Below are 18728 nucleotides of genomic sequence, written 5' to 3' on the forward strand. Positions count from 1 at the left end.
CCTGCAGCTATTTCGCCTCGATCGATCCGGGCTCAGCGCCAGCCCAGCGCCGGAGCGACATGGGTCAGGATCGCCTCGATGACATGGGCATTGTAGTCGACGCCGAGCTGGTTGGGCACGGTGAGCAGCAGCGTGTCGGCCTCGGCGATCGCCTCGTCCTGTGCCAATTCCTTGATGAGCACATCCGGTTCGGCGGCGTAGCTGCGCCCGAAGATCGCCTTGGTGTTCGCCTCGATGAAGCCTATCTGGTCGCTGCTCTGGTTGCCGTGCCCGAAATATGCGCGGTCGCGATCGTCGACCAGCGCGAAGATGCTGCGGCTGACCGAGACGCGCGGCTCGCGTTGATGGCCGGCCGCCTTCCAGGCCTCGCGGTAGACCCGGATCTGCTCGGCCTGCTGGATGTGGAACGGCTTGCCGCTCTCGTCGAATTTGAGCGTCGAACTCTGCAGGTTCATGCCCAGTTTCGCCGCCCATTCCGAGGTGGCGTTGGTGGCCGCACCCCACCAGATCCGCTCGCGCAAGCCCTCCGAATGCGGCTCGAGTCGCAGCAGGCCGGGCGGGTTGAGGAACATCGGCCGTGGATTGGGCTGTGCGAACCCCTCGCCCCGCAGCGTATCGAGGAAGACTTCGGCGTGATGCCGCGCCATGTCGGCGTCGCTCTGTCCTTCCGCCGGGGCGTAGCCGAAGTAGCGCCAGCCGTCGATCACCTGCTCCGGCGAGCCGCGGCTGATGCCAAGCTGCAGGCGGCCGCCGGCGATGATGTCGGCAGCACCGGCGTCCTCGGCCATGTAGAGCGGATTTTCGTAGCGCATGTCGATGACCGCGGTGCCGATTTCGATCCGGCTGGTCTTCGCGCCAACGGCCGCCAGCAGCGGGAACGGCGAAGCGAGCTGACGAGCGAAATGATGAACGCGGAAATAGGCGCCGTCCGCGCCAAGTTGCTCTGCGGCGACGGCGAGGTCGATGGACTGCAGCAGTGCGTCCGATGCTGACCGCGTCTGTGATTGCGATGAGGGCGTCCAGTGCCCGAATGACAGGAAACCGATTTTTTTCATGCCTTGCGATATATGGAAGTGGCGGATGGAATGCAAAGCCGTTGCTCGCCGATCTTGGCGTCTTCAGGCTGCGCTGATGGCATCAAATAATGCTGATCCGCGCGTGGCACGATGGCGCTGCCATTGCGAAACCCGCTAGAAGTGGTAGCTACCATTGCGTATAATTAAATCAACTTGATTTGTTTTCTGCGGAAGGTTCGTTGGTAAGCGCACATGCCCCCTAGAAAAGCCATCGCTGGTACCAATCTCGAACAGGCCAAGTCACACAATCGCCGCGTCGTGATCGAAGCGATCAGGACCAACGGGGCATTGTCGCGGGCAGCGATCGCGCGCCTGACGGCGCTGAGCACGCAGACCATCTCCAACATCGTCGAGGAACTCGAGCGGGAACAGCTGCTTCGGGCGCAAGCCACGCTGAAGGGCGCACGCGGCCAGCCGGCGGTCCCCTACTCTATCAATCCCGACGGCGGCTATTCGATCGGTCTGCAGCTCGACCACCAGTTGGCGGTCGGCGTCATCACCGATCTGTCCGGCACGGTTCGCGCCCGCATCGAGCGCCCGGTCGACCGGCCGACGCCGGCGCAGGCTATGCCCTTGCTGGCCGCGATAGCCGGCGACCTGATGCGCAAGTTTCGTTTCGACCGCGGCCGCCTGCTTGGCATCGGCATGGCGATGCCGGGCCCGTTCGACGTCGAGGGCATGACCTCGGTCGGGCCAACAGCGCTGCCCGGCTGGCAGGATTTTCCCGTCGCTGAAGAATTGCAGCGGCTGACCGGCATTCCGGTCACAGTTGAGAACGATGCCACCGCTGCCGCCATCGGCGAACGGCTCTATGGCGTTGCCCGCAACCTCGGCAGCTTCGTTTATTTGTTCATCGGCACCGGCCTTGGCGCCGGCCTGTTCCTTGACGGCCATCTCTACAAGGGCAGCCGCCACAATGCCGGCGAGATCGGCCACATGATCGTCAAGCCCGGCGGCCTCGAATGCGGCTGTGGCAAGCGCGGCTGTCTCGAACGCTATGTCTCGTTGCGCGCCGCCTATGAGTGCCTGGAAATCCCCGACCCCGATCATGCCTCGCCGGAATTGCTCCAGGCACTGCTGGCCAAAGGCGACAGTCTGGAAGCATGGGTAGCCCAGGCAATCGATCCGCTGCGCCAGGCGATCAACATGCTCGAACTCGCGCTCGATCCCGAAACCGTCGTCCTAGGCGGTTTCATGCCGGTCGGCGTCATCGAGCTCCTGGCCAGCCGGCTCGACCCCTTGTACCTCTCGGTCAGTTCGACCAGTGCCCGCACCGTGCCGCGGGTTCTCGTCGGCGCCGCCGGCAAGGACACTTCGGTTCTCGGTGCCGCCGCACTGCCGATCTTCTCCGAAACCAACCCGCAGTTCGACGTTCTGCAGAAGCCGCATTCCGCCTAGGCATACGAGGCTCTTACTTCGCTCCGTAGAGCACCGGCATCAGCCCGGCCAGCGCCTTGAACCGCTCCCAGGATTTTTGCTCCGGCTGCGTCCAGCCGGTTTCCGCCAGCGCCGAGATGCGGGGAAACACCAGCCGGTCGAAGACGGCTCGGTCGGTCATCGGCTCCGACCAGATGCAGGCCTGCACGCCGAGCAGTTTCGTCTTCTGTGCGTCCGTCCAGCCCTCGACAGGATCGAAGCCATACAGCTTTTCCGGATCGGACCAGCCGGCCCAGGCCGCACCCGGTTCCGACCAGGCCGGACTGTTGGCCATGTCGAGGTAATAGACCTGGCCGGGGCACACCACCATCGCGTAGCCCTCGCCGGCAAGTGCGGCCGAGGCTTCGACCGTTCGCCAGCCGCAGAGGTAGCTTTTCTGCTTGTCGATGACGTTGCCGTGCGCCGCCTCTTGCCAGCCGCCGGTGACGCAGCCGCGCGACGCAAGGAACGATTGTATGCGCTTGAGAAACTCGGCCTGCAGCACCGCCGCGCCCGACCCGTCGATCTCATCGGCGCCGTGCGTGTTGGTGACCACGTTGAGGCGCTTGGCATGCGCGGCCGCCAGCCCCTCGCCGCCAACCTCGGTGAGCCGCGCCAGCGCCTGCGGCGAACCGGACCAGGCGCCCAGCGGCACCTCGTCGGCGCCGACATGGATGGTCTTGAACGGAAACAGCTCGATCAGTTCGTCGAGGATTTTTTCCAGCACAATGTAGGTCTCCGGTCGTGCCGGATTGATGCAATTGTTGGGAAACCCCTGCACCGAGAAATACTCGCCGCTCTCGCCGGGATCGCGCAGCTCCCGCATCGCCTGCAGCATCGCATAACAATGCCCCGGTACGTCGATCTCCGGCACCACCTCGATACCGAGTTGGCCGGCCAGTTGAACGACCTCGCGCACGGCAGCCTTGGTGTAGTAGCCGCCGCTCGGCTCGGGACCCGAACCCAGCAAAGGCGGCACCGGCAACCCATGGCCGCGCCACGCGCCGACCTTCGTCAACTCCGGATAGGCTGATATCTCGACCCGCCACGCCTCGTCGTCGGACAGATGCCAGTGGAACCGGTTGAGCTTGTTCCAGGCAAGGATGCGCAGGAAAGTCTTGACCTCGGCCGTTGCGTAGAACTGCCGGGCGACGTCGAGATGCGTGCCGCGCCAGCCCAGCGCCGGCTCATCGCGGATTTCGCCTTCGGCCGGGAACAGAAACGTCTCGGGGTGCGATCGCGCCCCGCGCAGGATCTGGCCGAGCGTGACCAACCCGTAGAACAATCCGGTTTTCGTGCTCGCCGAAACCGCGACGCCATCGGCTGAAAAGCGGATCCCATAGGCCTCCGGGCCAAATCCGTCCGCGATGCCGAGATCGACCGGTAACCCGCCTTCGGCCTCGTTGCGCACAATGCCTTCGACGGCGAACAGGCTGTCGACGAGGTCACCGAACGCGCCGGCGGCATCGGTTGCTGCCGTCCCCTTCGGGCGAAGTGCCAGACCTTGCGGAACAGCGCGTCGGCCGGAGACCGCAACGGTGCGCGGCCACGGTATGACCGAAACCGGCACAGGCGCCTGCGCGGGCACCGGATAGATTTCGGCACCGCGCTTCAGCACCGCATTGTCGCCGATCGCCTTGGTCGGACCCAACGCAACAGGAGCTACGGTGCCATCGGCAAGCACGAGGTAGGCAGCGGTGGCGCCGTCGGTCCAGTGCCGCAGCGGATAGCTCAGCCCATGCGCGGTGACGGTCCATGACTCACGCGGCTGCAGCACGAAACCGTCTGGCGGCGCGAATTCGGAATGGTTGGACAGCCGTTCCGAAAGCCTGCCGCCTTCGACGGTGACGGCCGGATCGATGCGGGCCGGGCCGCTGACGCACAGCCGAAAACCTTCGATGGCCTTCGACGACAAATTGGTGAGCGTCAGCGAATAGGCGAGCTTGTCGGTGGCGGTGGCCGGTGCCCAGGTCGTTTCCAGACGGAATGCGGATTTGGATTGAAGCGTCATGACAAGCTTTCGAACGAGAGATCAGGGATGGGTGTTGAGCAGGCCAGCATAGACCCCGGGTTCGGAGTCCGGGATCCGCGTCGCGCCGACGGTGCGCTCGTAGAATTCGGACGGACCGACATCGCCGATGATGGCGTAGCCGTAGCCCATGACGCGCATGTCGAGCAGCGTTGCCAGCAGCAGCGCGTGGCCGATGCCGGCGCCGCGCGCGGCCTCGTCGACGCCGGTGGGACCGAAGAAGCCACGCGCGATAGAATCATAGACGGCAAAGCCGACCAGCCCGCCGTCGCGCGTCGCCATGAAGCACGAGGTCGGCTGGCGCGAAAATGCCACCGTCGTCTCGCTCGACCAGCCGGCGTTGAAGGTTTGCCGCACCCAGCCAGTCACCAGTTCGAGTTCCGGCGCCAACGCCCGGCGAATGGTGACGGCGGCACGGCGGACACGCGCATCGAGTTCGGGATCGGGCGAAAGCAGCGAAAGATTGACCAGATAATCCATGGAGACCCTATGGCGTTGATTTCAGGACACCGCGCCAAGCGCGCGCACGAAATGGTTGGGACCGACCTTGTTGACCACAGTCGCGGATGGCCGGCTCAGGCGTCGCACCTCCTCGGCGTGACCGAGAAAGCGGGCGCTGTCACCAGCCACGAACGGCCGATCGGGATCCGGCACCGCCGAAAGCAGCAGCTGCGTGTAGGGATGGCGGGCATCGCCGATCACCGAGAGTGTATCACCCCACTCGACCATCTGGCCGGCGAACATCACGATCACCTCTTCGGCGACATGGGCGGCGGTGGCGATGTCATGTGTGATGTAGAGTAGCGCCAGTTGCCGTTCCTGTTTGATCCGCGCCAGGAGTTCGAGGATGCCGAGGCGGATCGAGACATCGAGCATCGAGGTCGGCTCGTCGGCGACCAGCACGTCGGGCTGCACGGCGAGCGCTCGCGCGATGTTGACGCGCTGGCGCTGGCCTCCCGACAGTTCATGCGGAAACTTGTGCGCGGTCAGCGCCGGCTCGAGGCCGACCCAACTGAGGAGATCGGCGACTCCCTGCACCTGCTCCGCTTTGCTCCTGGCGTGGCCGTGCAGCGCCAGCGGTCGCGCCAGATGATGCTGTACCGAAAACACCGGGTTGAGCGAGGCGAACGGATCCTGGAACACCATCTGCACGGCGCGGCGGTAGGCCTTTTCCTCGGCGGCCGTGCCGGTCCGCGTGATGTTGCGGCCGCGGTAGAGCATCTCGCCGCCGGTCGGCGTGTCCATGCGCGCGATGATGCGGGCGCAGGTGGTCTTGCCACAGCCGGATTCTCCAACCAGCGCCAGCGCACGGCCGCCCTTCAGCGACAGCGAGACACCGCGCAACGCCTGCACCAGGCCGAAGCTGCGCTCGATGCCGTCCAGCCTGACGATCGGCTCGGCCGCGATGGCTGCTGGGGGAACAGTCATCACGGCATTCATGTGATCGCGTCCTTCACCGGGGGATGGCCGGGCAGTTGCGGGATCGCGCCCCAGAGCTTTCGCGTGTAGTCGTGCGCCGGCGCTCGGCTGACCTGCCTGACATCGCCGACCTCGACCAGTTCGCCCTTCAGCATCACCCCGATGCGGTGGCAGAGCTGCGCCATCAAATGCAGGTCATGGGTGATGAACAGCACCGAGAAACCATAGCCGCGCTGCAGGTCGATGACCTGCTCGAGGATTTCGCGCTGCACGACCACGTCGAGCGCGGTCGTCGGTTCGTCCATGATGATCAGCTCCGGCTTCAGCGCCAGGCAGATGGCGATGACGATGCGCTGGCGCATGCCACCTGAGAACTGGTGCGGATAGTCGGTCAGCCGGCTGGCCGGAATGCCGACCAGCTTGAACATCTCTTCGGCGCGCGCCCGCGATCTTTCGCGAGACGAGCCGGTATGCCGGCGCAGCACGTCGTGGAACTGCGCCTCGACCCGCATCAGCGGATTGAGCGAATTCATCGCGCTCTGGAACACCATGCCGATCCGCCGCCAGCGCACCTCCTGCAGCCGACTTTCCGGCAGCTTCAAAAGATCTTGGCCGTCGAGCAGGATCTCGCCGCCCGCCACCCAGGCCGGCGCCTTGGCCAGCCGGGTGATGGCGTAGGCGATCGTGCTCTTGCCGCAGCCGGATTCACCGGCGAGCCCGAACAGTTCGCCACGGCCGATGTCGAAGGACACGTTCTTGACCGCGCGGAAGGCGCCCTTGTCTAGGAGATAGTCGACGCTGAGATCGCGGATTTGCAGCAGCGCTTCGTTCACCGTGCCGCCTCCAGTTCGCGCTTGCGCAGCCGGCTGAGGCGCAGCCAGCGGCTGAGCGCCGGACCGGAGCGCAGCTGTGGATTGGCAATCTCGTCGAAGGTGAAGTTCAACAGCGCCAGGCCCAACCCGACCAGCGCGATGCCGACGGCAGGCGCGCCGATGTCCCACCAGGCACCCACGATGATGGCGGAGGAATTCTGCGCATTGTAGAGCATCGTCCCCCAGGTGACGTTGAGCGGATCGCCGAAGCCGAGATATTCGAGCGTCGTCTGCGCGACGATGGCGTAGATGATCGAGCCGACGATGTTGATGCCGATCAGCGGCACCAGATTGGGCAGGATCTCGACGAAGATGATGCGCCAGGATGGCTCGCCGACCATGCGCGCCGCGGTCACGAACTCGCGGTTCCTGAGCGCCATCGCCTGCGACCGCGTCATGCGCGCCCCCCACGGCCACGAGGTCAGAGCGATGATCATCATGATGGCGACCGGACCGACCGTGCCGGCGAAGGAGGCAAGCAGGATCAAGAGCGGGATGTTGGGAATGACCAGCACCGCATTGGTGATCAGGTCCAGCGTCGCATCGGTGCGGCCGCCGAAATAACCGGCGACCAGCCCGATGATGGTGCCAAGTGCGGTGATGAACAGCCCGGTGGCAAAACCGACCGCCAGCGACGGGCGCGCACCCCAGACGAATTGCGCATAGACGTCGCGGCCCATCTTGGTGGTGCCGAAATAATGCTCGACGGTCGGCGGCTGGTGCGAGCGGCCGACCCGCTCGCCCGGATCGGTCGGCGCCAGGATGGGTGCGAAGAGCGCCATCAGACAGAGCGCGGCGACGATGATCAGGCCGGCGACGGCCTTCTTCTGCCGCCACAGGAGTTGCCAACCGAAATTCATGTCCGTTCCTCCCGGATGCGCGGATCGACGACACCGTAGAGGATGTCGACCAGCAGGTTGGCGCCGAGCGTCGCCATCGTCATCAGCAGCAGCTGGCCCTGGATCACCGGATAGTCGCGCGCGACACTGGCGGTGAACAGCGTCAGCCCCAGGCCCGGGTAGTTGAAGACGATCTCGGTGACGATCGAGCCGCCGAACACGGCGCCCAGCATCAGAGCCAGATTGGTCAGCACCGGCAGCATGGCGTTCCGCGCAGCATAGGAGAACATCACCGCGGTCTCGCCGAGCCCCTTGGCGCGGCCCATGGTGACATAATCCTCGCCGAGCACCGAGATCATCGAGGAGCGCATCGTCGTCTGGAATTCACCGATCAGATAGGGCGACAGCGTCAGCACCGGCATCACCGCGTGCCAGAATACGCTGCCGAAAAAGGTGAAGTTCAGGCCCGGATCGAGGTCGGGATTGTAGGCATAGCCGACCGGGAACCAGCGCAGCGTCACGCCAAAGGTGAACAAGGTCGCCAGTCCGATGATGACCGGCGGGATTGCGATCAGCACGACAGAAAACGGCGAGACGAACGCATCGAAGCGTCCGCCTCGCCGCCAGGCTGCCACTGCGCCGAGGGAGACTCCAACGCAGAGGGAAAAGATGATCGCCGTGGTGACCAGGAAGGCAGTCCAGCCGGCCGAACGGGCGAGAACCTGGGTGACGGTCTGCGGGTAGTATTTGACCGACACGCCGAGATCGAACCGGGCGAGGCCGGTGATGTAGTCGACGAACTGCCCCAGGATCGGCTGTTCGACGGCGCCGAAACGGGCCTTGATCGCCTCGATCGCCGCCGGTGTCGCGCGCGGCCCAAGCTGCGCGATCATGCCGTCGACCGGACTTCCCGGCATCAGCCGGGGAACGGTGAAATTCATCACGATGGCAAACAGGAAGGCGACGAAATAGACCCCAAGCCGTCGAAGAGGAATCCGCATCGGCTATTCCTTGTGCTCGGTTGCCTTCTCCGTTCGGCGGAGAAGCTGTCGCCAAAGGCGACGGACGAAGAAGCGGCTGCGGGCGTCTTGCCATGTCCGGCATCCGGCCTCGCGGCGACCGCCGCCGAGCCAGAGACACGGACCCTTCTCCCCTCACGGGAAGAAGGGCGTTACGTCAGACTTATTGTACCGGCTTCAGGCGCAGCAAATGCATCAACCGCATGCGGTTGTTGTCATGGTTCTCAGGGTTCATCACCGGTTCGTCCTTGGTCACCCAGCCGGTGAAGCGCTTGCTCGAATACTGGTACCAGGTCGGCCCGTTGAACACCGGCACGACCGGGAAATTGTCGGCGATGATCACCTGCACCTGGTCGAACAGCTTCTTGCGGTCTTCGTCGGTGGTCGCCTTGCGGTAGGCGTCGAACACCTTGTCCAGCTCCGGATTGGAGTAGCGCGACGGCGCGCTGGTGATGCGCCCGGCAAAGGCCGTCGACAGCGACTGGTAGTAGCCGCGGAACGGGGTCGGTCCGTCGGCGCGGGAATTCATGACCGCATCGAACGAACCGTCGAGAATCTGCTTTTGCCACTGTTCGTATTCCGGTGTCGCGACCGAGGCGTTGATGCCGGCCTTGCGCAGGCCTTCGGTGGCGATCTGCACGGCGTCGATCCAGTCGGTCCAGCCATTGGGAACGATGATCGAGAAGGCGATCGGCTGGCCCTTCGGCGTGGTGCGCATGCCGTCGGCGCCCTTCTTGTAGCCGGCGTCGTCAAGCACCTTGTTGGCCTTGTCGACGTCGTAGGTCATCCACACATCCTTGTCGCCTTCGGCCGCCTTGTTGCGCCAGGCGTCGAAGCGCGGCGGCAGGCCGCTGGCGTGGAGATTGACCACCGGATAGCCAAAGCCGGCAATGTCCACCATCGCCGTGCGGTCCATGACCAGGCTGAAAGCGTGGCGGAAATTGATGTCGTTGAAGGCCTCGGCCAGCGCCGGGTTGGCGGTCTTGAAGTTCACCTGGAAGGCGATGGTTTCCGCCGGCGGCTGCCAGTAGCCATTGTGGTCCTTGTCGAGCGCGACATAGGTCTTGTCGATCTCGGGCAGGAACGAGCCGATCCAGTCCATCGAGCCTTCCGGCAGCAATGCCAGCATCTGGTCGTTGCCGGAGATCTGCGGCAGCTTCAGGCAGTCGACATGCAGCGAGGCGGCATCCCAGTAATTCGGGTTGCGGCATTGCTCATAGACCTGCGGCGTGAAGCGGCGGATCTCGGTCATCGGGCCTGAGCCGATCGGCTTCTCGTTCTTGAAGGCGAGCGGATCGGCGACATCCTTCCAGATGTGCTCGGGCACGACAGGGAAATCGGCCATCGATTCCGGGAAGTGGGTGTCGACGTCCTTCAGCGTGATCTTCACTTCGGTCGGCGAAGGCGCTTCGACCGAGGCGACGCTGCCGCCGACGCCGACAATGTCTACCGCCGGGTTCTTCAGCATCAGTTCGAGCGTGAATTTCATGTCGGCTGAGGTCAGCGGCTGGCCATCGGACCATTTGACGCCGTCGCGCAGCGTGTAGGTGATCGATTTCAGATCGTCGGAGAATTTGTAGCCCGTCGCCAGCCGGAAGATCGGCTTGCCGCTGTCATAGTCGTTGAAGATGACCAGCGGCTCGTAGACGAAATCCATCGTGCTCTGGCGGCGCCCGCCGAGGTCGAAGGGGTTGAAGTTCTGCACCCAGCTCGTCTGCTCCTCGATGTGCATGGCGAGCACCGATTCGGCGGACGCCGGTCGCGCGCCGAAGGAGAAAGTCGTTGCGATGGTCGCGGCGACGAAAGCTGTGCCAATCAACAACCGCCGGCGTGAAACAGCCGTCGACGGGTCTTGCAGGGAACGCATATGCGGGTCTGGCAGCCTGTCAGTCATACTTCATCTCCCATTGTTGATCGGCATTTCCGTCTCTTCGGGCGAGTAACGTAAATCAATTTGATTTAATCCTAGGAGGTAAAGGGGGCCAGCGTCAACGGCTCTGTTCGGCCGTCCCCATGATGCCTGTCGAAACGTGTGGCTACGATGGATGCGTTTTGTCGGCGGAAGGACCTGGATCGCGATGCGGAGGGATCGCGTCGAGCCCTATTCCAGGTGTTCAATGCACCGGTGTCGCGGGGCGATCACTGTGACAGGATGGTTTCCCTCTCCGCCGCCCGCGGAGAAGCATCAAAGCTCACACATCGCTATTTTCAAAGGCGCCTATGCCTTGTGCGATGAGGTTGGTCGCCATGACCAGCGAGACGATTGCCGCGGAATTGAAGACGACGACCCACCATTTGCCGCCGGTCAGGAAGCCGTAGCCGTCGGCGACGGCCAGTCCCCAATCGGAGGAAGGCGGTTGGATGCCGAGGCCGAGAAAGCTCAGCGTGGCAATCGAGAAGAATGCGTATCCCAGCCGGGTGACGAGTTCGATGAGGATCGTTTCCCGGACATTGGGCAATATCTCCAGGAACATGATGGCGAGCGCACCCTCCCCGCCGAGCCGGGCGGCGCTGACATAATCGCGCTGCTTCTGCTCGCGCACGGCCGCCCGAACGGTCCGCGCCACCAGCGGCGCGTAGGCGATGGCAATCACCAGAACAACGGTCAGGTTCGATGGGCCGATCGCGACAAGCGTCATGGTGACGAGAACGATGAACGGAAACGCCATCAGCGTGTCGAGCAGCCGGGCCCCGATGGCATCGACAAGACCGTCGAAATAGCCGAGCACCAGCCCGATGATGCTGCCGGCGGTGACGCCGGCAAGCGTGGCCAGCGGCGCAACCAGCAGGATATCGCGCGATCCGACGACGATGCGGGACAGCACGTCACGGCCGAGCTGGTCGGTGCCGAACCAGTGCACGGCATCGGGCGGCGTCAGCATCGCCAGAAAATCCTCGGCATAGGGATCGCAGTGAACGAAAAGATTGCCGAACAGCGCGCACGCGATCCAGAACAGCAGCACCAGCGAACCGGCCACAACGGACGGAGGCAGTCCGGCAAAAGCGCTGCCGATCCTGCGCGTCGCCCCCAAGCCGACCACCGCGCGCCGCGGTGCGGGAAACTCCGCCAGGTCTGTCATGATGATACTCGGCGGCGTTGTCGCGGATCGAGCAGGGCCAGCACGAGGTCGCCTGCCGCCGCCGACAGCACGAATATTGCCGCCATCACCAGCACGCCGGCTTCAAACATCGGGAAGTCGCGCGACTTGGCCGCGTTCAGAACCAGATTGCCAAGGCCCTGGATACCGAACAGCGCTTCGATCACCACCAACCCGCCAAGCATGTAGCCGGTCTGGGTCGCAAGCACAGCGATGGTCGGCGTCAGCGCATTGCGCAGCACATGTCGAAAAATGATCTCGCGCCTCTCGAGCCCTTTCAGGACGGCGGTGCGTGTATAGTCGGCGGCCATAGCCTCGATCACGCCGGCCCGCGTCATCCGGGCGATATAGCCGGCAAGGTTCAGCACCAACGGCAGCGCCGGCAGGATCAAATAGTAGCCATTCGTCCAGAAGCCCGCGCCATCGGGCGCGACACCCGAGATCGGGAACCAGTTCAGCCACAGGCCGAAAACGATAAGCAGCATCAGGCCGGACACAAAGTCCGGGACAATGCCGAAGGAAACGCCCACCATCACGATCAGCCGATCGATGAAGCGGCCCGCATTGAGACCGGCAACGACGCCAGCGCCGACCCCCAACGGAACCAGGAAAACCAGGATGATGCCGGCAAGCGCCGCGGAGCGCTTGAGGCTCTCCAGCACGAACGGCGCCACAGGTCCGCCCATCGACAGCGAGCTGCCGAAATCGCCGTTGAGCGCGTTGCTGAACCAACGCCAGTACTGGACGAGCACGGGCTGGTCGGCACCGAGCCGCTTGTTCAGTTCCGCCACCGCTTGCGCATCGGCAAAGGGCCCGAGCATGACGCGGCCGACATCGCCGGGCAGAACCTGCCCGGCAAAGAAAACCAGTATGCTGACCAGCCATAGCGTGAGTAAAAGTGTGCCCACGCGCGCCGACACAGTGCGGCCACTCACCATCGCGTCCTGCAGCCTCGCCTTGAACCAGCCCCATCCCGATGCAATCGGAATGGGACGCTATCTCCCCGCTCGAGCATCATGCCTGGACGAAGGTAACGCGGTCGAGCAGCAGGTGCGAGATCGCCGTGAAGCGGACGCCCTCGACCTTGGTGCTGGTGATCCTGCTGTACTGCGAGAAATAGCTGATGATCGCCGGCGTCTCGTCAAGCAGGAGGGTCTGGATCTTGCCGGCGGCAAGGCGCTGGGCGTTGAGGTTGCGTGCCTTTGAGTAGTCGAGCAGCAGAGCATCATAGGCCGGGTTGTTGAAATGCGCCGCGTTCCAGGCCCCCGAACTCTTCAGGGTCGCGTTGAGGAAGATGTCGGGCGTGCCGCGATGGCCGTAATCGGTGATGCCGAGGACCGAATCCAGCCAGGGCGAGCTGCCGAAGGTCGCCGAGCCGTAGTAGGCGTCCTGCGGCAGGACATTGAGCTTGACGTCGATGCCGGCCTTCTTGGCGAAGTTCTGGATGATCACCGCATAGTCGGGAATGTCATAGGCGCGCTCGGTGGTCAGCGTCACCTCGAAGCCGTTCGGGACACCCGCCTCGCCCAGCAACCGCTTGGCCTCGGCGATGTCCTGTTTGCGCTGCGGCACGGACGAGTCGGCGGAGGGGAAGATCGGCGCGAACGGGGTGTCGTTGCCGACGATGGCGCGGCCTTTCAGCAGCCCCCTCACGATTGCCTCGCGGTCGAGCGTAAGCGCCAGCGCGCGACGGATGCGCTTGTCGGTGAACGGCGCCTGGTCGGCCCGCAGGTGCACCTGGTCATGCGAGCTTGCCTGCACGCTCAGCAGCTTGAAGTTGGGATTGCCCTCGATCGCCAGTTCCAGCCGCGTCGTGCTCGGGATGACGTCGAGTTGGCCGGCCTGCAGCGCCAGCACCTGGGCCTGCTCATCGTCGAAGAACTTGATCTCGACCCGGTCGGGCAGAGCCTTGTCTCCCCAGTAATCCGGATTGCGCACGAAGCTCGCGCCCTGCTTGGGACGGAAGGATTCGAGCTTGAACGGGCCGGTGCCGTTGAAGTTCTTCTCGAAATCGCCGGCATAATCGGCCGGCAGGATGACGGCGTTGTAGACGTCGGAGGAGACATAGAAGGGGAAGTTGCTGTTCGGACCGTCGAGGTCGAAGGCGACGGTTTCGTCGTCGACCAGCTTGGCGCCGCCCTTGGACAGGATGCCCTTGTATGCCGACAGTGCCGACGAGCCGCTGGCCGGATCGACAAGCCGCTCGAAGCTCGCCACCACGTCCTTGGCGGTGACCGCACGGCCATCGTGGAATTTCACCCCCGGCCGCAATTTGAAGGTCCAGCGGCTGGCGGTCTCGTCGGCCTCCCAGGACAGAGCGAGCTTTGGCTGCAGCCCGTCCTTGGGATCGTCGAGGATCAAATATTCACCGACCTGGCTGATCACTCCGATGCTGGCCGGATCGGTGACCGATACGGGATCTATCGCCTTGGTCGGCTGGCCGAGCCCGACGCGGACAATGCCGCCGGCAGCGGCTGATGCGCGCGCGCCTCCAAGTCCCTGCGAGGCGGCAAAACCGGTGAGGCCGAGCAGTGCGGCGTATTTCAGCAGATCGCGGCGCTTGAGAAAGCCGCCCTGATATTCGTCGACGGCGACATTCCAGATGTCCCCCGACAGATTGCGAAGTAGGTCGATATCTCTGTGTTTGGTCATGTTGAAACCCAAGTTTGAAATCACAGTTGAAAAGATGCTCTATGCGACGGGTTCGCCGTCGAGATGGATGCGATCCACGGCCTGCGGGTAGAAGGCAACGAGGCCCTTGATCTTAGGCATCTCGGCGATCGGGTCGCGGTAGATCCAGGCGATGTCCGGGCGCACCGAACCGTCGCTCAAGAGCCCGGACCAGTGGGAAGCGTTGCCCTTGTAGGGACATCGCGTCGTTGTGGCGGACGCCGTCAGCCGCTCCAGATTGATGTCATCGGGATGCAGGTAGAAGCGAGTCGGCAGATGCGTCTCGAACAGCAGCACCGGGCGGTGGCTGTCGGCGATCGGCTCGCCGTCGAACCAGACCTGCACATGGCTGGAGCTTTGCAGCACATCGATGCGCGCATAGGGATCGCGGGCATGGACGAAGACCTCCTCGTCCTCCTCGAACCACTGGTCGACGAGCTTCCAGGTGAAGGCGATGCGACCGGCGAGCGGCGACAGGTTTTCACCCGGCGGCGACACGAACGACCAGGCCGCGTTGGCGCTTCGCCTGTCGCGGGTGTCGATATCCCAGTAGGCCGTCTCGCCACCGACCGCGTGCGGCTCGCGATGCAGCGAGGGCTTGAGCACCGACGCGTCGACCGACGCCACCGGGAGAAATAGATTGGCAGGAAGTGGTTGGAGCGCAGCACCAGCACGTTGCGGCTGTCGGCGATGGTACGACCGCCGAATTTGACGCGCACGCGCTTGGGGCTGTGCAGGACATTGACGAGATGCGGTGCGGTTGCTTCGCGCGGCTGCAGTCCTGGGGCGGCGGTCATGGTCGTTCTCCAGGGTCAGGACACGGCGCGCGCATTGTCGCGCTGCTCGGCGAAGCGGTTGGCTGGCCGCGCCAGGCCGAAGCGGTCGCGCAGCGTTCCCGGTGCGTATTCGGTCGGGAACACGCCGCGGCGTTGCAGCTCCGGCACCACCTGCTCGGCGAAATTCACCCAGTCCTCGGGCAGCAACGGGAACATCAGGTTGAAGCCGTCGGCGGCACCCGCGACGAACCAGTCCTGTAACTGGTCGGCGATCTGCTTGGGCGTGCCGGCGACGGTCGGCACCGAACCGCTGTTGGCGAGCTTGCGGGCAATCTCGCGCAGGCTGAGATTCTGCTTCGACCACTGCTTGACCCGGTTGAGCGATGTGCGTCCGCCATTGAAGGTGCTCTCGTCCGGCAGCTGCGGCAGCGGCCCGTCCGGCGGATAGACGGAGAGATCGATGCCGCTCCAGCTGGACAGAAGGTCGATGCCGACCTGGTCGGGAAGCAAGGTCTGCAGATACTCCTGCTTTTCCCGGCCTTCCGCCTCGGAGGCAGCGACGATCGGCAGGATGCCAGGCAGGATCTTGAAGCTCTCCGGCCGCCTCCCATGTCGGGCAAGGCGCTCGTTGATGTCCTGGCGATACTTGATGCCGTCTTCCCTGGTGCTGAAGATGGCGAAATGCACATCGGCCTGGGCGGTGGCGAAGTTCTTGCCGTCCTCGGACGATCCGGCCTGGACGATCAGCGGATGGCCCTGTGGCGGCCGCGAGACGTTGAGCGGTCCGCGCACCTTGAAGTGCTTTCCCTTGTGATCGATCGGGTGGACCTTGTCGGGGTCGGCGAAGTAGCCCGACGCCTTGTCGATCAGCAGCGCCTCATCTTCCCAGCTGTCCCACAGCGCCTTGACGATATCGAGGAATTCGGCCGCGCGCTCATAGCGGAACGCATGTTCGATATTGCCGTCGCGGCCGAAATTGCGCGCCTCCTCGTCCATGGCCGAGGTGACGACGTTCCACGACGCCCTGCCCTTGCTGATATGGTCGAGCGAGGCGAACATGCGCGCCGCATTGTAGGGCTCGCTGTAGGAGCTCGACGCCGTGGTGATCAGGCCTATATGCCTGGTCACGCCGGCCAGCGCCGACAGCAGCGTCAGCGGCTCAAGCCGGGCATTGGCATAGTGGGCGACACCGCTCTTGACCGAATCCCAGATCGACACGTGATCGGCGACGAAGATGGTGTCGATCTTTGCACGTTCGGCCGCCTGCACGAGATCGCGGTAGAACTCGAAGTCCAGCACCTCCCCGCCCGGCGCCCGCGGATGGCGCCACGACATCCGATGATCGCCCTGCGGGTTGAAGAAAAATGCGCTGAGGATCATGTAATCTCGAGCCATGCCGGCCTCCTTCCAAATCTGCTCCGGAGACCGTCGCGCCGTTCTCTACAGGCTGCGACAATCTCTCCTGAGCGATGAAAGGTAGATTGCGCTCCGGCTTAATTCGAGTAATTTTATAGAGATTATGTATTGCCAAAGTGGAAGCGATTGCCCTCGATGGCCGCGCTGGAAGAAAGTGGTTTCAAGCTCCCAATGTCCTCCTCGGTTCTCAACGTTGATCAGCTTTCCATCGCCTATGAAGGGCGCAACGGATCGCATCCCGCCGTCAGCGGCGTGTCGCTGCACATAGGCGAAGGCGAATCGCTTGGCCTGGTGGGCGAGTCCGGATCGGGAAAAAGCTCGGTGGCGCTCGCCATTTTGCGCTATCTGCCGAAGAACGCCCGCATCGCGGCGTCGGCGTTGGAATTCCAGGGCCGCGAAATCCGCGACCTCTCCGCCGAGCAGCTGCGCCAGCTGCGGGGCAACCATATCGCGGCCGTCTACCAGCATCCGGGTGCGGCGCTCAACCCGAGCATGACGATCGGCCGGCAGATCACCGAGACCATCATGCGGCATCGCCCGGTTCGCCACGAAGAGGCCCGCGCGCGCGCCGCCGAACTGCTCGGGCGCGTTCGCGTGAGCCGTCCGGACCGGGTCCTGGATCTCTATCCGCACGAGCTTTCCGGCGGCATGCAGCAGCGCGCCAACATCGCGATTGCGATTGCGCTCGACCCGTCGCTGCTGGTGCTGGACGAGCCGACGACGGCGCTCGACGCCAGCGTGCAGTCCGAGATCATCGCCATCCTGCACGACCTGCGCAAGGATCACAAAACCAGCGTGCTTCTGATCAGCCACGACATCAACATGATCCGCCGCTCCTGCGACCGTGTGGCGGTGATGCAGTCGGGAACGGTGGTCGAAAGCGGGGTCGCCACCGATGTCTTCGACAACCCTCGCCACGCCTACACAAAGGCGCTCATCGCCTCGATCCCGGCCCTCAACTACACCAAGCGGGACGGCAGGCTGGCGGAGACCGACGGACCAGCTCTGGCTGCGCACCCGGCAGCCAACGCTGAAAACGCCGGCGCGCGAAAAGAACGCCAGATCGCGATCGCCTGCAAAGGCATCAGCCATGCCTTCGGCAGCCAGCCAGTGCTCAGCGATATCGATCTCGACATAGGCCAGGGCGAGACCTTCGGGCTGATCGGCGAGTCCGGTTCCGGCAAGTCGACCTTGGCAAGGATCGTCACCGGCCTGCAGACACCAGACGCCGGATCGGTCGAACTGTTCGGCAGGACGGTCGCGCCGCGCGTCGAGAAGAGAAACCTTGCCGAACGACGCGACGTGCAGATGGTCTTCCAATCGCCGGATCGCACGCTCAACCCGCGCCACCGGATCGGCAGGATCCTCGGCCGTCCGCTGCGCCGGATCGCCGGCCTGCGCCGCAGCGAGGTGAGAGCCCGCGTCGGCGACCTTTTGCAGTCGGTTCGCCTCGCCGGCGCAACGGCCGAGCAGAAGTCGCGATCGCTGTCCGGCGGCCAGCGGCAACGGGCGGCCATCGCGCGGGCCTTCGCCGGCGCGCCGAAGGTCGTCGTGCTCGACGAACCCACCTCGGCGCTCGACGTTTCCGTCCAGGCGACCGTTCTCAACCTGCTCAACGACCTGCAGCGCGACAAGGACACGACCTATCTGTTCATCAGCCACGACCTCAGGGTCGTGCGCTACATGGCCGACAGGATCGGCGTGCTCTATCGCGGCCGTCTGGTCGAAACCGGTTCATCCGACCAAATCTTCCAGGGCCCCAATCACCCCTACACGCAACTGCTCCTGGCCGCGTCCTCCGATGAGGCCGCACCGAAACCATCCGCTCCGGTGAAGATCGAGGCAGGCGGTACGCAGACCAAGGGATGTTCCTTCGCCGACCGCTGCCCCCTGGCCCTGCCAGACTGCAGAAAGGCCGAACCGCCCGCCAGGCAGGTCGCACCCGGCCACCTGATCGCCTGCTGGCGAGGGTTCGTGAATGGATTACCGGCATTCCAAACACGCGCAACAGCCTGTTGCCTTCAGGCACAGTGTGATGCCGGCATTGGCTCTTGAACGGCCAAGCCGGACCCGCGTAACATCACGCCATCTGAACTGA

General features: G+C 64.2%; 15 protein-coding genes. 2 read left to right on the plus strand and 13 right to left on the minus strand.

Annotated elements, in window-relative coordinates:
• Positions 1-32 precede the first annotated feature (32 nt).
• Entirely contained in the window at positions 33-1055 is a 1023-nt protein-coding gene (locus tag AC0ZT5_RS08100; protein WP_488495989.1) for an LLM class flavin-dependent oxidoreductase, read from the minus strand.
• Positions 1056-1268: 213 nt separating this feature from the next.
• Here AC0ZT5_RS08100 and AC0ZT5_RS08105 point away from each other — a divergent pair, with 213 nt between their 5' ends.
• Entirely contained in the window at positions 1269-2474 is a 1206-nt protein-coding gene (locus AC0ZT5_RS08105; RefSeq protein ID WP_488495990.1) for an ROK family transcriptional regulator, read from the plus strand.
• Between the two features lie 13 nt (positions 2475-2487).
• Here the strand turns inward: AC0ZT5_RS08105 and AC0ZT5_RS08110 are convergent, their stop codons facing one another.
• The 12 genes from AC0ZT5_RS08110 to AC0ZT5_RS08165 all read right to left on the minus strand — a co-directional run bounded on the left by AC0ZT5_RS08110 (position 2488) and on the right by AC0ZT5_RS08165 (position 16609).
• Positions 2488-4503, minus strand: a complete 2016-nt coding sequence (locus AC0ZT5_RS08110; RefSeq protein ID WP_488495991.1) for a beta-N-acetylhexosaminidase — start codon at positions 4501-4503, stop codon at positions 2488-2490.
• Positions 4504-4524: 21 nt separating this feature from the next.
• Complete coding sequence (locus tag AC0ZT5_RS08115) at positions 4525-5001, minus strand: GNAT family N-acetyltransferase (protein ID WP_488495992.1); 477 nt, start codon at positions 4999-5001, stop codon at positions 4525-4527.
• A gap of 21 nt (positions 5002-5022) precedes the next feature.
• Positions 5023-5949 carry an ABC transporter ATP-binding protein gene (locus tag AC0ZT5_RS08120; protein ID WP_488495993.1) on the minus strand — a complete coding sequence of 309 codons (927 nt, stop codon included), beginning with the start codon at positions 5947-5949 and terminating at the stop codon, positions 5023-5025.
• Positions 5950-5957: 8 nt separating this feature from the next.
• The gene (locus AC0ZT5_RS08125) at positions 5958-6773 is read right to left on the minus strand and encodes an ABC transporter ATP-binding protein (RefSeq protein ID WP_488495994.1); all 816 of its coding nucleotides are present in this window, start codon (positions 6771-6773) and stop codon (positions 5958-5960) included.
• Positions 6770-7672 (minus strand): ABC transporter permease, encoded by a 903-nt coding sequence (locus AC0ZT5_RS08130; protein ID WP_488495995.1) that lies wholly within the window; start codon positions 7670-7672, stop codon positions 6770-6772. The genes AC0ZT5_RS08125 and AC0ZT5_RS08130 overlap by 4 nt, the downstream gene beginning before the upstream one ends.
• Positions 7669-8652 (minus strand): ABC transporter permease, encoded by a 984-nt coding sequence (locus AC0ZT5_RS08135; protein ID WP_488495996.1) that lies wholly within the window; start codon positions 8650-8652, stop codon positions 7669-7671. The genes AC0ZT5_RS08130 and AC0ZT5_RS08135 overlap by 4 nt, the downstream gene beginning before the upstream one ends.
• A gap of 181 nt (positions 8653-8833) precedes the next feature.
• Positions 8834-10564, minus strand: coding sequence for an ABC transporter substrate-binding protein (locus AC0ZT5_RS08140; RefSeq protein WP_488495997.1), 1731 nt, complete (start codon positions 10562-10564; stop codon positions 8834-8836).
• 298 nt (positions 10565-10862) lie between these two features.
• Positions 10863-11750, minus strand: a complete 888-nt coding sequence (locus AC0ZT5_RS08145) for an ABC transporter permease (protein WP_488495998.1) — start codon at positions 11748-11750, stop codon at positions 10863-10865.
• Positions 11747-12706, minus strand: a complete 960-nt coding sequence (locus tag AC0ZT5_RS08150; RefSeq protein WP_488495999.1) for an ABC transporter permease — start codon at positions 12704-12706, stop codon at positions 11747-11749. Before AC0ZT5_RS08150 ends, AC0ZT5_RS08145 begins: the two co-directional genes overlap by 4 nt.
• Before the next feature lie 76 nt (positions 12707-12782).
• The gene (locus AC0ZT5_RS08155; protein ID WP_488496000.1) at positions 12783-14420 is read right to left on the minus strand and encodes an ABC transporter substrate-binding protein; all 1638 of its coding nucleotides are present in this window, start codon (positions 14418-14420) and stop codon (positions 12783-12785) included.
• 39 nt (positions 14421-14459) lie between these two features.
• Positions 14460-15044, minus strand: a complete 585-nt coding sequence (locus tag AC0ZT5_RS08160) for a DUF427 domain-containing protein (RefSeq protein ID WP_488496001.1) — start codon at positions 15042-15044, stop codon at positions 14460-14462.
• 206 nt (positions 15045-15250) lie between these two features.
• Entirely contained in the window at positions 15251-16609 is a 1359-nt protein-coding gene (locus AC0ZT5_RS08165; RefSeq protein WP_488496002.1) for an LLM class flavin-dependent oxidoreductase, read from the minus strand.
• Positions 16610-16765: 156 nt separating this feature from the next.
• Here AC0ZT5_RS08165 and AC0ZT5_RS08170 point away from each other — a divergent pair, with 156 nt between their 5' ends.
• Entirely contained in the window at positions 16766-18685 is a 1920-nt protein-coding gene (locus AC0ZT5_RS08170; protein WP_488496003.1) for a dipeptide ABC transporter ATP-binding protein, read from the plus strand.
• The last annotated feature ends 43 nt before the right edge of the window (positions 18686-18728 follow it).

This window comes from Mesorhizobium sp. CNPSo 4670, from assembly GCF_057784235.1.